The organism is Phragmitibacter flavus, assembly GCF_005780165.1.
Classification (GTDB): Bacteria; Verrucomicrobiota; Verrucomicrobiia; order Verrucomicrobiales; family Verrucomicrobiaceae; genus Phragmitibacter; species Phragmitibacter flavus.
Genome location: NZ_VAUV01000006.1, coordinates 214,952 through 228,639, shown reverse-complemented (window position 1 = coordinate 228,639; position 13,688 = coordinate 214,952). Strand labels below are relative to the sequence as shown.

The 13,688-nt window shown below is 58.0% G+C and carries 11 protein-coding genes; 3 read left to right on the top strand and 8 right to left on the bottom strand.

Going from position 1 to position 13,688, the window contains the following annotated elements; all coding sequences use genetic code 11:
* Positions 1 to 116 precede the first annotated feature (116 nt).
* Entirely contained in the window at positions 117 to 2,408 is a 2,292-nt protein-coding gene (locus FEM03_RS09320; protein ID WP_166442745.1) for a TonB-dependent receptor, read from the bottom strand.
* A gap of 379 nt (positions 2,409 to 2,787) precedes the next feature.
* On the opposite strand from FEM03_RS09320, the gene FEM03_RS09315 reads away from it, so the two are divergent.
* Together FEM03_RS09315 and FEM03_RS09310 are read left to right on the top strand one after the other, a co-directional pair.
* Positions 2,788 to 3,954, top strand: coding sequence for an efflux RND transporter periplasmic adaptor subunit (locus FEM03_RS09315; protein ID WP_138085934.1), 1,167 nt, complete (start codon positions 2,788 to 2,790; stop codon positions 3,952 to 3,954).
* Positions 3,955 to 4,007: 53 nt separating this feature from the next.
* Positions 4,008 to 7,211: an efflux RND transporter permease subunit gene (locus FEM03_RS09310; protein ID WP_138085933.1), complete on the top strand. Its 3,204-nt coding sequence runs from the start codon at positions 4,008 to 4,010 to the stop codon at positions 7,209 to 7,211.
* 75 nt (positions 7,212 to 7,286) lie between these two features.
* On the opposite strand, the gene tmk is transcribed toward FEM03_RS09310, so the two are convergent.
* The 7 genes from tmk to FEM03_RS09275 all read right to left on the bottom strand — a co-directional run bounded on the left by tmk (position 7,287) and on the right by FEM03_RS09275 (position 12,629).
* Positions 7,287 to 7,967: a dTMP kinase gene (gene tmk / locus FEM03_RS09305; RefSeq protein ID WP_138085932.1), complete on the bottom strand. Its 681-nt coding sequence runs from the start codon at positions 7,965 to 7,967 to the stop codon at positions 7,287 to 7,289.
* Positions 7,968 to 8,028: 61 nt separating this feature from the next.
* Positions 8,029 to 9,108: a dTDP-glucose 4,6-dehydratase gene (rfbB, locus tag FEM03_RS09300; RefSeq protein WP_138085931.1), complete on the bottom strand. Its 1,080-nt coding sequence runs from the start codon at positions 9,106 to 9,108 to the stop codon at positions 8,029 to 8,031.
* Between the two features lie 328 nt (positions 9,109 to 9,436).
* On the bottom strand, positions 9,437 to 9,946 hold the full coding sequence (locus tag FEM03_RS09295; protein WP_138085930.1) for a single-stranded DNA-binding protein: 510 nt from the start codon (positions 9,944 to 9,946) through the stop codon (positions 9,437 to 9,439).
* 132 nt (positions 9,947 to 10,078) lie between these two features.
* On the bottom strand, positions 10,079 to 10,363 hold the full coding sequence (gene rpsF / locus FEM03_RS09290; protein ID WP_138085929.1) for a 30S ribosomal protein S6: 285 nt from the start codon (positions 10,361 to 10,363) through the stop codon (positions 10,079 to 10,081).
* Complete coding sequence (gene pth / locus FEM03_RS09285) at positions 10,360 to 10,986, bottom strand: aminoacyl-tRNA hydrolase (protein WP_138085928.1); 627 nt, start codon at positions 10,984 to 10,986, stop codon at positions 10,360 to 10,362. Before pth ends, rpsF begins: the two co-directional genes overlap by 4 nt.
* Positions 10,987 to 11,013: 27 nt before the next feature.
* Positions 11,014 to 11,628: a 50S ribosomal protein L25 gene (locus FEM03_RS09280; protein ID WP_138085927.1), complete on the bottom strand. Its 615-nt coding sequence runs from the start codon at positions 11,626 to 11,628 to the stop codon at positions 11,014 to 11,016.
* A 62-nt stretch (positions 11,629 to 11,690) separates the two neighbouring features.
* Positions 11,691 to 12,629 (bottom strand): ribose-phosphate diphosphokinase, encoded by a 939-nt coding sequence (locus FEM03_RS09275; protein ID WP_138085926.1) that lies wholly within the window; start codon positions 12,627 to 12,629, stop codon positions 11,691 to 11,693.
* A gap of 104 nt (positions 12,630 to 12,733) precedes the next feature.
* Here FEM03_RS09275 and FEM03_RS09270 point away from each other — a divergent pair, with 104 nt between their 5' ends.
* A complete protein-coding gene (locus FEM03_RS09270) occupies positions 12,734 to 13,534 on the top strand; it encodes a hypothetical protein (RefSeq protein ID WP_138085925.1) in 801 nt (266 codons plus the stop codon).
* Positions 13,535 to 13,688: the final 154 nt, after the last annotated feature.

The window sequence follows — 13,688 nt, the reverse complement described above, 5'->3', positions numbered from 1 at the left end:
TTTTTTCTTTTGTCTGAAGAGGAAAACGGAGCGGCGCTGTGAACGCCGCTCCGTGCTAACAACACACTAACTAACTAACTAACTAACTACTCTGCCAGTGAACTAAGGCGTTTTGCTTAAAACTTCACAGACGCCGAAAGCGCAAAGGTGCGACCCACGCCAGGAACAAAGTGTCCACCGCCAAGGCGGTCGATGTAACGCTCGTCACCGATGTTATAGACGTTGAAGCGGAAGGAGAGATTGTCGTTCACCTTGTAACCCAGCATCGCATCAAACAACCAGTAGCTTGGGGCCTGACGGGCGTTGAGGTTGTTGTTGAAACGGGAGTCCACAAAGTTGGCCCCGCCACCAAGTTCAAAGCCATAAGGCAGATCAAACACGGTCCAGAAGCTGAAGGAATGTTCCGGGGTATTGGAGAGCTGATTGCCGATCTCAAGCACGTTGGCGGAATCTTCCACTTCGCTGTCGAGGTAGGTATAACCACCGAACACGCGCCACCAGTCGGTGATGCTGCCGGCAAAGCCAATTTCAAAACCTTGCACCACCTGCTCACCATCAAGAACGGTGACCGCCACCGGATCGGTTGGATCCGAAGTGCGGGCATTGGTTTTCTCCGTGCGGAAGATCGCGCCAGTCAAGGACAGACGATCTTCAAACAGATCCCACTTGGTGCCCAGCTCAAAGGTGCGGGACTCTTCAGGATCGAGGTTCACGGTGTTCGCGGTCAATCCCAATCCAGCATTGGCGTTGCCGTCAATGGAGGGGTTGAAGGAGGTCGCATAACCGAAGTAGATGTTGCCATTTTCCACCGGCTTGAACGCCAGCGCGGCGCGCCAGCTGACCAGGTCATCGACCCGGCTGAAGCTCACTCCAGGGGCGCTGTAGTCCGCATCGACACGATCATACCGAACTCCGCCGGTCAGTTCCCATTTTTCGCCAAAACTGATCTTGTCGAACACATAAGCGCTGATGGTTTGTGCCTCGGTCTTGTTGGGTGGATTGGTGATGCCAGGCATTGGCCCAAATGGTCGGTCCGACGGAGTCGGATTGAACAGATTGGTCGTCGGCTGGTTGGTGTTTTGCGCACCGTTTTGAGTGATCTGCTTTTCCCAGACAAACTCGACACCCACCACCAACGCATGGCGGATGGAACCCGTGTCGAAGTCGATGGAAAGGTCGGTCTGGTTCGCCCAAACTTCATTGGTCAGTTCGCGACGCTGGAGCTGGCGGTTGATGGCCAGGCTGTTGTTCACGTCCGCAAAACGTGGCGCGGTGATCGCCGAGGAGCGGTCGGTCCGGGCGTAGCGGCTGAAGTTGCGCAAACGAAGGCCATCACTGAAATCGTGCTCAAACAGGATGCCTGCCACATCGGTTTCGGTCTCTTCGTAGTCATAACCACGGATGCCGTAGAAATTGTCGAAGGACACCGGCGGTGCCTGGTCGGAGAAACGCGACAGCTGCGGATTGCTGTTTGGCGGGACCCAAGGAATGCCATACTCAGGCACGTTGTCTTCTTCCATGTGAAGATAGGTGAACGTCAGGCGCGTTTCGGTTCCAAGTCCGAATGCCAGCGAGGGCGCGATCGCCCAGCGCTCTTGCTCAACCACATCGCGGCCGGCCACTTCGTTGGTATGGAAGAGACCGTTCAAACGGAAGGCGTGACCTGATTCAGCCACCGGTGCCACTGGAAGAACTTCCTTCGCACCTTTGCCGCCGGAAAAACCTTCAACTCCAGGGGAGCCAGGATTCACCAGGAAAGGCTGGTTGATGTCGATGGTGGAGCGGAACAGCTTGTCCGTGCCGCCCATGGTATCCAGATGATAAAAAGGCTCAAGCTTGGGGGTCTTGGTCACCAGGTTGATGGAACCACCGGTCGAACCACGACCTGAAGTGGACGATGAAGGGCCTTTGGCGACTTCAATCTGTTCGTAGTTGAACGGGTCACGGGAATAAGCGCCAAAATCACGCACTCCATCAATGAAGAAGTCCGTGCGGGCATTGAAACCGCGAATGCTGAGGTTGTCACCTGGAAGACCGCCACCACCTTCACCCGCCTGGATGCTGATGCCAGGAACGTTGCGAAGCACATCACGAAGATTGGTCGCGCCCTGCTCCTGGATCACCGTTTGCGGAATGACCGTGATCGTCTGGGGAACGTCACGCAAAGGACCCTGCAATTTAGGGCTGGCAACGGCTTGGGGTTTGTAGAGGGGATCAGCCTGGCCAGTCACCACCACTTCGGGAGTAACGGTAGGCGAGGCTCCATTGTCCGGGGCAGGTGCCGGGGCCGTTTGTGCTGGAAGAGCGCCAGCCGCGCAGAGGACGGACGTGGTGAGGGCGATGCCTTCGCGTGCCGTCAGGGAGTTAGGGAGCGCGCGCTTGCGGTGCTTGATGATGGTTGATTTCATGAGGTGTGGAGAATTGAAGCCGCCCGAAGCAATAGTATTAAAGTCCGCGCAGTTCATCGCTGTTGCGATTAAAACTCAATACCACTCCAGGTCAACACCCAAACTAATGATTTTGTGTCGCATCAGCATTTTCTTTGAACAGCAGGCGTCTGGGATGGTGCTTCCGTCTCATTGCCATGATCACCCTAGTATTTTTGCCGATGAGACAATAAAAACACGCGACCTCCAATCCCATTTCGATGTCTCTGGTCGTGGCGAAAGCTGATTTTTCCGTGTCCAGAGCCGCGTCTCTGCCACGTATCCCTTTGGCGTCGCCGCACTCGCCACGAGATACCTTCCCGCCATCCATCCGACGCCCATCGATCCCGACACCTCCCGTATGAGACTCCAACCCGCCCTTCTTGGCCTATCGCTGTTCACCCTCGCATCCTGCGGACCAAAAGAAGCCACCACCGCCGCCGCCGCTCCGCAAAAAGTCACCGTCGCCAAGCCTGTCGTCAAAAAAGTCGTTGAATGGGACGAATTTGTGGGTCGGCTCGAATCCACCAAAATGGTTCATCTGCGCGCCCGGGTCAGTGGTTACCTCGAAAAGATTCACTTCAAAGAGGGCACTGAAGTCAAAGAAGGCGACCTTCTCATCACCATCGACCCACGCCCCTACCAGGCTGCCGTTGAGGGGGCCCGGGCCGAACTCGAACGCAATCGCACCCGTTCTGAACTCGCCAAAAACGAAGCCAAACGCGCCGAAACCCTCATCGCTTCCCGAGCCATCGCCGCCGAAGACTACGACACCCGTCTGAAAGCTGCCGCTGAAGCCGACGCCTCCGTCAAGGTCGCCGAGGCTGCCCTGCGTGCTGCTGAACTCGAACTCGAGTTCACCTCCGTCCGCGCCCCCATCACCGGTCGGATCAGCAACGCCCCCGTCACTGAAGGCAACCTCGTCACCGGCGGCGAACGCGACTCCACCCTGCTCACCACCATCGTCGCCCTTGATCCCGTCTACGTTTATTTTGAAGTCGACGAGCAATCCGCCCTCAAATACCGCGAACTCCACCGCCAGGGCACCCGCACCAGCCCCATGTTCGAGCCCATCCCCGTCGAAATGGGACTCGCCAATGAATCCGGATTCCCCCGCAAAGGCAAAGTCGATTTCGTCGACAACGTCCTCCGGCCCGACACCGGCACCATCCGCGCCCGCGGCATCTTCGACAACCCCGACAAACTCATGGCCCCCGGATTTTTCGCCCGCGTGCGCATTCCCGGTTCCGGCCAGTATGACGCGCTCTTGATTCGCGACGAGGCCATCGGCAGCGATCAGGGCCGTTCGTTTGTTTTTGTCATCAACGCCGACAACAAGGCCGAATATCGACCCATCGAAACCGGCCCCATGCAGGACGGTCTGCGCATCGTCCGCAGCGGGCTGAAACCTGAAGAACGCATCGTCACCAACGGGGTGGTCCACGTCCGCAACGGCAACTCCGTCGCTCCCGAGGAAAGCGAAATGGCCCTTGCCACTCCCATCCCGCCCGCCACCGCCGCCAAGTGAACGCAGCATCCGCTTGCTTCATCCTTTTGCCTTCATCCTCAATCCCTTAACGAGTGAACATCCCTAAATTCTTCGTCGACCGCCCCGTCTTCGCCGCCGTTCTCAGCATCGTCATCACCCTGCTCGGGGGGCTTGCCTACTTCACCCTGCCGGTCTCGCAATACCCCGACGTCATCCCGCCCACCGTCGTCGTCAGCGCCACCTACCCCGGTGCCAACGCCACCGTGCTCGCCGACACCGTCGCCACTCCTCTCGAACAGGAGATCAACGGCGTCGAGGACATGCTTTACCTGTCGTCGTCTTCCACCTCAGATGGACGCCTCAACATCACCGTCACCTTCAAGCTGGGCACCGACCTCGACAAAGCCCAGGTGCTCGTTCAAAACCGCGTCAACGCCGCCCTTCCGCGCCTTCCTGAAGACGTGCGACGCATGGGTGTCCAGGCCCTCAAACGATCGCCCGACCTGACCATGGCGATCCAGTTTTATTCGCCCGACGACACCCGCGACGTCCTTTATCTCGCGAACTACGTCAACATTCAGGTCCAGAACCGTCTCGCCCGTCTCCCCGGTGTCGCCGAAGCTTCCTCCCTTGGTGGACTCGACTTCACCATGCGCGTCTGGCTCGATCCTGAGAAACTCGCCGTCCGCAACCTGACCGCCACCGATGTTGTCAGCGCCATCCGTGAACAGAATATTCAGGTCGCCGCCGGCCAGCTCGGCCAGCCACCCGCTCCCTCCGGCATCCAGTTCCAATACACCCTCACCACCCAGGGTCGGCTGCGCAGCGCGGAAGAATTCAACCGCATCGTCCTGCGCACCGGCGAAAGCGGCGATGTCATCCGGCTCAAAGACGTCGCCCGGGTCGAACTCGGCGGCAAAGACTACGCCCAAAAAAGTTATCGCGATGGCAAAAACGCCGTCTCCATGCGCATTTTCCAGCTTCCCGGCACCAACGCGCTGGAGACCTCCGACGTGGTCCGCGCTGAAATGCTGCGCATCAAGGAACGATTCCCCCCCGGCGTCGACTACAGCATCAACTACGACCCCACCCAGTTCATTCGCGATTCCATGACCGCCGTCATGGTCACCCTCCTCGAAGCCATCCTTCTTGTTGTTATCGTCGTCGTCGTTTTCCTGCAAAGCTGGCGCGCCTCCGTCATTCCCTTGCTGGCCATCCCCGTCTCGCTCATCGGCACCCTCGCCGTCATGGCCGGCTTCGGATTCTCCCTCAACAACCTGTCCCTCTTTGGCATCGTCCTCGCCATCGGCATTGTCGTCGATGACGCCATCGTCGTGGTCGAAAACGTCGAACGCTACCTCGAAAAAGGCTTCGCCCCGCGCGAAGCCACCATCCGCGCCATGCAGGAAGTTACCGGACCCGTCATCGCGATTGGCCTCGTGCTCAGCGCCGTCTTCGTCCCGACCGCCTTCCTCACCGGCATCACCGGCGAATTCTACCGTCAGTTTGCCCTCACCATTGCGGCCTCCACCCTTCTCTCCGTCATCAACTCCCTCACGCTCTCGCCCGCCCTCGCCGCGCTCCTGCTGCGTCCCCATTCCGCTCCGCCCGACCGCTTCAGCCGCATCATCAACTTCTTCCTCGGCTGGTTCTTCAAGCTGTTCAACAAAGCCTTCAGCCGCATGTCCGATACTTACGCCAGGATCATCGGCAAATTCATCCGTCACGCCTTCATCGGCATCTTCCTCTACGGCGGCCTCATCGCGCTCGCCTTCTACGCCTTCAAAAAAGTCCCCACCGGTTTCATCCCCCAGCAGGACATGGGCTATTTCATGACCGTCATCCAGCTGCCCGATGGTGCCAGCTTTGAACGCACCGATGAAATCGTGCGCCGCGTCGACGACCTCGCCCGCTCCACCCCCGGCATCGCCCACACCTTCGCCATCTCCGGTTATTCCAACGTCCTTCAGGCCAACCAAAGCAACCTCGGCGCGTGTTTCATGATTCCCGCCCCGTTCGCTGATCGCAAGGATCCCAGCCTTCACGCCAACGCCCTCATGGCCACGCTGCGCAAAAAATTTGCCGACATCAAGGAGGCCCGTGTGCTCGTCCTGCCACCTCCGCCACTGCGCGGACTTGGCAACGCCGGGGGTTTCAAACTCCAGGTCGAAGACCTCAACAACGCCGGACTGCCCGCCCTCGAAGCCGCCACCCAGACCTTCATTGACGCCCTCGCCAAAGAGCCCGGTTTCAACTCCATCATCACCGGCTTCCGCGCCAACACGCCTCAATACAACCTCGTCATTGACCGCGAGCGCGCCAAAACCATGGACGTCTCCATCTCCTCCATCAACGAAACGCTCTCCACCTTCCTCGGCTCCACTTACGTCAACGACTTCAACCTTTTCGGCCGCACCTGGCAGGTCATGGCCATGGCCGAACCCAACTACCGCATGAAACCCGAAGACGTCGGACGCCTGCGCACCCGCAACAACGAAGGTGAAATGGTGCCCCTCGGAGCCCTCGTCAAAACCGAAAAAATTGGCGGGGCCGACCGCGTCCAGCGCTACAACATGTTTGTCTCCGCCGACGTCAGCGGCAACACCGACATCACCGTCAGCTCTGGTGAGATGATCGACCGCGTCGACCAAGTGGCCAAAGCCGCCCTGCCCGACGGCTTCGACTACGAATGGACCGACGTCACCTACCAGCAGATCCTCGCCGGTGACTCCATCATCTTCATCTTCCCTCTCTGCGTCCTCTTCGTGTTCCTCGTGCTCTCCGCCCAATACGAAAGCTGGAGCCTGCCCTTTGCCGTCATCCTGATCGTCCCCATGTGTCTACTCAGCGCCATCGGCGGCGTCTGGCTGACCGGCAAAGACAACAACATCTTCACCCAGATCGGCCTGGTGGTTCTTGTCGGTCTTGCGGCCAAAAACGCCATTCTCATCGTCGAGTTCGCCCGTCAGCAACAGGACCAATACGGCAAGAACCGTTTCGACGCCGCCGTGGAAGCCTGCCGACTACGTCTCCGCCCCATCCTCATGACCAGCTTCGCTTTCATCCTCGGCGTGCTCCCTCTGGTTCTTGCCAGCGGTGCCGGAGCTGAAATGCGCAACGCCCTCGGCACCGCCGTGTTCTATGGCATGCTCGGCGTCACCTTCTTTGGTCTGCTGTTCACCCCCGTCTTTTATGTGATCATCGCCAAGTTCATGAAGGCCCGCAAACCCATTGAGGAGGATGCTTCGGTCCCCGCGACTCCCGGGAACCCTGCCTTGCCTACCTCTCACGCCTGATTAGCAAAGTAGAAGGTCCGTCCCGGGCCTTTCAATCAAATGCCAAGGCCCGGGACGGACCTTCTACATTTCCCATTATCCCCCAAACAACGCAAGCGTCTCCGAATTCATCGTCTTCGCATTGGCCGTTTTCCACACCTTCTGAAGCGCCGCCTGCTGGAACAACCGCAGGCACTCGCGAGAAACCTCACGCCACGGCTTCGAAGCGTCCACCGTCACATGCTTGGCCTCGCTCAACTTCGGCAACTGCAAAAAAATCTCCCGGCAACGCTGCTGCGCCTCCACCTCTTCAAACTCATTCGGCTGATCGCCGCGCACGCGAATCCGGTTCTGCCCCACTTCGACCGGCAGATCCAACAGCAGCACCAAATCCGGCACCGGAAAACTTCCCTCGTTAAACTTCAGCACCTCGGCAATCGATGCCCCACGCGCGCCCTGATACGCTGCCGTGCTCCAGTAATATCGATCCAAAATCATGATCGCATCTTCGTCCAAAGCCGGTTGAATCGAAGTCTCCGCATGCTCCTCGCGATCCTTGTGAAACAAATCAAGTTCCTCGTCCAATGTCAGCCTGCCCGATGCGGCCGACTCGCGCAGCTTCATTCCCCAGCTCAGACTCGTCGGCTCCTTGGACAATGCGCAAAGCAGACCGCGCTCACCACACCACTGCGCCAGCGTCGCGGCCACGGTGGTTTTGCCCGCGCCATCAATGCCCTCGACGGCCACGAGCAATCCACCAGGAATAGGTCTTTTCATGCAGGGGAGAATACTAACCGCACTTCACGCTTTTGCCAGCAAATCACCAGCGGGGTTACCCTCACGCATCGCCCAAACGTTGCAGTTGATACTTGCGCTCGATCTCCTCAATCCAATCCGCATTGTCCAGATACCAGCGCACCGTCTTACGCATGCCGGTCTCAAACGTTTCCTGCGGCTCCCAACCCAACTCGCGACCAATCTTTGAACAATCAATCGCATAACGCCGGTCATGCCCCGGCCGGTCGCGCACAAAGGTGATCAACTCCTGCGGATCACGATTCAAATCCGGTCTTTCAGAATTCACCGCCGCGATCAAAGCCAGCACCACATCAATGTTCTTCATCTCGCACTTGCCACCAATGTTGTAGGTCTCACCGGGAACGCCCCTCAACACTGACAAGGTCAGTCCACGACAATGATCTTCCACATAAAGCCAGTCCCGCACATTGGAACCATCACCATAAACCGGCAGCTTCTCTCCACGGATCACTTTCTGGATCATCAAGGGCATCAGCTTCTCAGGAAACTGAAACGGACCGTAGTTGTTCGAACAATTGGTCGTGATCAACGGCAGCTGAAAGGTGTGAAAATACGCTCGTGCCAGGTGATCGCTGCCCGCCTTGCTCGCGGAATACGGGCTGTTCGGCGCATACGGCGTCGTCTCACTGAATCCCGGATCATCGGGACCCAGTGACCCAAACACCTCGTCGGTGCTCACATGCAAAAAGCGAAAATCATTCTGCCCGCCTGCCACACGTTCCTTTTGATAAATCCGCGCCGCCTCCAGCATTTGAAACGTCCCCACCATGTTGGTCATGATGAACGGTTCGGGAGAATCAATCGAACGATCCACATGCGATTCTGCTGCCAGGTGCATCACCACATTGATCTGATGCTCGCGAAGCAATTTGCCGATTTGTGCCCCATCCTGAATGTCACATTGGACGAAAACATGTCGGTCGTCTCCTTCGAGTTTGGCCAGACTGCTGCGGTTGCCCGCATACGTCAAAAGGTCCACATTCACCACCTTGCTGATCGTCACCCCCAGCTCTTCTCCGGCCTTGCCCAATAAATAATGCACGAGATTGGAACCGATAAAACCGGCTCCACCGGTGACGAGAATGCGTTTGTCAGGCATGATAGGATGGTGTGGTCGCGAGCGAAAAGCGGAGGGCAGTTTAGAAGCATAACTGATCCGCGACAAAGGAAATTTTCCGGTGCTGCTTTGTGCGTCGATTGCTTCCTGGAGGGACGCCTCATGCACGGAGAACGGCGAAACGCTTTGCGCATGAGGCGTCCTTTCAGGGCGCTTTCCTGGAGGCTCTGGACCCGGCACCTTGTGCCGGGCTTGATATGAGTCGTCCCGCTGGGACGGCAGTTCCGCCCACGAACTCGAAACTTGAGATCGGAATGTGGCTTGGGGGCTCCGCTGGCTTGGGCTTAAAGAAACCTTGTGCTAATGCACATCAAAACGGAATGTCGTCGTCATCGAGACCGTCAGTAATCGGGCCTTCATTAAAATCGTCCGCTGCGGCCGGGCGCTGTTGACGATTGTCAGACTGCGAACGTTGTGGGGCAGGGGCATTGTTGCCACGGGGCGCAGACCTCGATCCGCCGCCACCACCGCCTTCATCTCCATCACGTTTGCTGTCGATGAATTGCATGGTCTCACCCACCACACGAATTTTGCTGCGCTTTTGCCCGGTCTGCTTGTCTTCCCAGGTGTCCATCTGCAGACGGCCTTCGATAAAAACGGCGCGACCCTTGCTCAAATATTGCCCGGCGAGTTCGGCCAGACGCGACCAAAGCACCACATCAATGTAAGTAACTTCTTCACGGCGCTCGTTGTTCTCCGTGGTGTAGACGCGATTGACGGCAAGTCCAAGATCGGCGACCGCACTGCCCTTGGGCGTGTAACGAATTTCGGGGTCCCTGGTGAGGTTCCCGATCAGCATCACTTTGTTATACGAGGCCATAGTCGTGCATGATAGAAGGTCGCCGATGGTTTGGCGACTGGTTTTTATGCGCCCGTTAGCGGTCACCAAATGGTGCCGCCGGAGCAAGGGGGGTGAACGAGAGAAAAGATCTACCAAATGCCAGGCCGCAGCTTAGGCGCGCTGGTAATACTGCTGATAGATGTTCTCGTTGAGCTTCAAGGAGCCCTTGATTTTGTCGACGCTCTCTGGCTCGGATTCAAAATGCAAATTCACATACCAGCCGCCTTCCACGTGGCGTGGAGCGTAAGGGAATTTCTTTTTGCCAAGGTTATCGATCTGCTTGAGGCTGGCGCCGTTGGCTTCGAATTCTTTGGTCAACTGGGTCACCAAGGTGTCAATGTTGTCTTCTTTACCTTTGGTATCGAGGACGATTAGGGCTTCGTATTTGCGGCTCATGGGTTGGGCGTCGTTGGTTGGTCGGTTTGATTGAAGGTGTTCATCGCGGCTTCGAAGCCGCGTGTCAATATGGCGTTAAGGGCATCCACCGCGCGATTCACGGCGTTCTGCACAGGGATTTGCTCGTTTTCGTCGAAACGACCGAGCACGTGATCGGAAAGGTTTCTGCCATCGGGACGGCCATTGTTGGCAAAGCCGATGCCGATCTTGAGTCGTGGAAAAAGATTGCCACCAAGATGGGCAATCATCGAACGCATGCCGTTGTGTCCGCCCGCTCCACCCAACGGCCGAAGGCGCACACGGCCAAGCGCGAGATCGACATCGTCATAAACGGCGAGCACTTCCTGGGGCTCAAGCTTGTAATATTTGGCGGCGGCAGCAACGGCCTGTCCGCTGAGATTCATGTAGGTCAATGGCTTCAGCAGCCATCCGTCTTCCAGTTTCGCCACGGCGCAATCCCACTTCCTTTCACGCGTCCAGGAGGCGCGTTGTTGAGTGGCGAAGGCATCGACGACCATGAATCCAATGTTATGCCGGGTGTTTTCGTATTCCCGTCCTGGATTTCCCAATCCGACAATCAATCGGGGTTTGGGAAGAACAGGAACCGCAGAGTCGCCGGTCACGGACACATCAATGCAAACCAAAAGGGCTTACTTCTTGGCTTCGGCTGCGGGAGCAGCAGGAGCGGCGGTCTCTTCAGCAACGGTAGGCTCCTTGAGGGCAACCACCACGTTTTCGTCGTCGATGTGGGTGGTAACGCCGGAAGGAAGCTTGATGTCTTTGATGTGGTAGGAACCGCCGACTTCGAGAGGGGAGACGTCGATCACGATGGTCTCAGGAAGGTCTTTAGGAAGACAGAAGACTTCGAGGTTGTGAAGGATGTGCTCGATCTGTCCGCCTTTTTTCTCAGCAAGGTCGATGTGTTGAAGGATCACTGGGATGTTGGCGTGAATTTCTTCGGTCGCGTCAACAGCGTGGAAATCAACGTGAAGCACACCACCGCGGAGGTAGTCGTGCTGGATTTCTTGAACGAGTGCCAGGGAGGTGGCTTTTTCGCCTTCGATCTTCAGGTTCACGAGCACGTTGTCGGAAGCGCTGCCGTCCATGAGGGCGGAGAAAGTTTTGGCATCGACCTCAAGCTGGGTGTGGTCGTGTTTTTTGCCATAAATCACGGCGGGAATGCTGCCAGCTTTGCGCAGGCGCTTGACGGAACTAGTGCCAGCGGCGGAGCGCACTTTGGCTTGCAGATCGAGAATTTTGGCCATGACGTTAGTAGGTTATCGTTTCAAAAAAAGGGGTGTGATAGTAATCCGCTGCGGGAAAGCTGTCAAGCCCTGATGTCAAACAACGAAGTGACCGACTCATCGCAATGGATGCGTTTGATTGCTTCCCCGAGCAATGGTGCCACGGTCAGCGCGGTTACTTTGGGACCAGTCGCCTGGGGCACCGAATCGGTGGAAAACAGTTCAATGATCGGCGATGACTCGATTCTTGAGTGGCCCTTTTCACCCAGAACCGCGTGGGAAACCCCTGCGTAAATCGATTGCGCCCCGTGTTCCTGAAGAAGCTTGGCCGCCGCCGTCAGGGTGCCGGCCGTTTCGGTGAGATCGTCCACCAGCAACACGTTTTTGCCGCGCACATCGCCAATGATGTTGAGCGCCTCCACCTCTTCGGCGCTGACGCGATTTTTTGCGACAATCGCAAACGGAACCCCCAAAGTTTTTGCATAGGCGTGCGACATCTTGATTCCGCCCACATCCGGCGAAACCACCACGATGTCCTCCAGTCCGCGCTCGCGAATCGCCTTGATCAGCACCGGTGCCGCATAGAGGTGATCCACCGGAATGTCAAAGAAGCCCTGAATCTGACCCGCGTGCAAATCCATGGTCAACACCCGGTTGACGCCCGCCGCCACCAGCAGGTTGGCAATCAACTTGGCCGTGATCGGCACCCTGGGACGGTCTTTCCGATCCTGCCGCGCATACCCGTAAAATGGCAAAACCGCCGTGATGCGCTGGGCGCTGGCACGACGCACGGCGTCCACCATGATGAGCAGCTCCATGAGGTTCTGATTGGCCGGAGGACAGGTCGGCTGAACGATAAAAACGTCGCGCCCACGGATGTTTTCGCGGATCTGCACAAAAGTTTCGCCATCGGGAAAGGTCTCAACCGTGGTGGCTCCCAGTGCGACGCCGATATTGTCACAAATGGCCCGTGCGAGTGCGGGATGTGCGTTGCCACTTAAAACCTTGAGCCGTTCATTCATGGATCGAGTGAACAAAGATTCACCGATAAATCAACCGCGACGACACATCCTTTCGCTTTTACTGTCACGCCGCCGTCGAAAATCACATCCACCGACGCCTGCCGATGTCCCCCCAACCCATCAACCCACCCACCGCCCTTTCCGTCACCGCCAGCGATGCCGGTGCCGCCCGTCTGGCCGTCCGTCAATTGCGGCTCCGGCTGATTTCGGATCAGGAAAACGCGCCTATTCTCTCGCTGGTCGCCGATTCGCCAATGATTGTGGGCCGCTCCTCCACCGAAGCCGACTTCACCGCCCAGTTGCGTCCACGCAACAGCGTCAATGACGGTCGCACCCGCCGCATCGGCCGCGCCCAAACGCACTTGCGACTACGCCTCGACCGACTGCGCATCGACGAACCCGAAGCCCTCAACCCGACTCTGGTGCTCGACACGCCAATGCGGCAACGCGCCGCCCTCAGCCTGCCCGCCCAGATTGTCATCGCTGGCGAATACCCGCTCAAAATCCGCCTCGCGCCCAGCTTTTACCATGCTCCCCGCAGAATCGAAGGCTGGCCGACCGCCGACTCCAGCTTTCTTCAAGGTGCCCTCACCGTTCAGCCCGGCTCCACCGCCTCGCTTCCCTGTCAGGCGGCCTTGGTGGTCAGTGATGTGACGCTGTGCCTTGATCGCGAAGGGCTTCCAAGATTCCGCCCAGATGAAACCACCACTCCGATCGCCCGCGTGCATCGCATCGGCGGTCAATTCTGGTGGCAGGATCTGTTGCACGATGAAGCTAATCAGTCCCTCACCTGGATGCAACCTGGTGCCACATTGCGCATCGGCAATGTCGACTATCAAATTCACGCACACGACATCCAGGCACCCGACGAATGCAGTGCCGACGACGCCACCATGCTAGCTTGACCCTCCCATTGGCACGCCGTCAGGTCCGCGCGCGAAGCGCCCTGGACTGCTGCGGCCTGTCGCCGCTGTTCCAAAACCGGCCTGCCGGTTCATGCGCAAACCGCAGCGCAGCAGGCTGCGCCCCCTAGAGCGGCGACAGGTCTCCGCAGTCCAC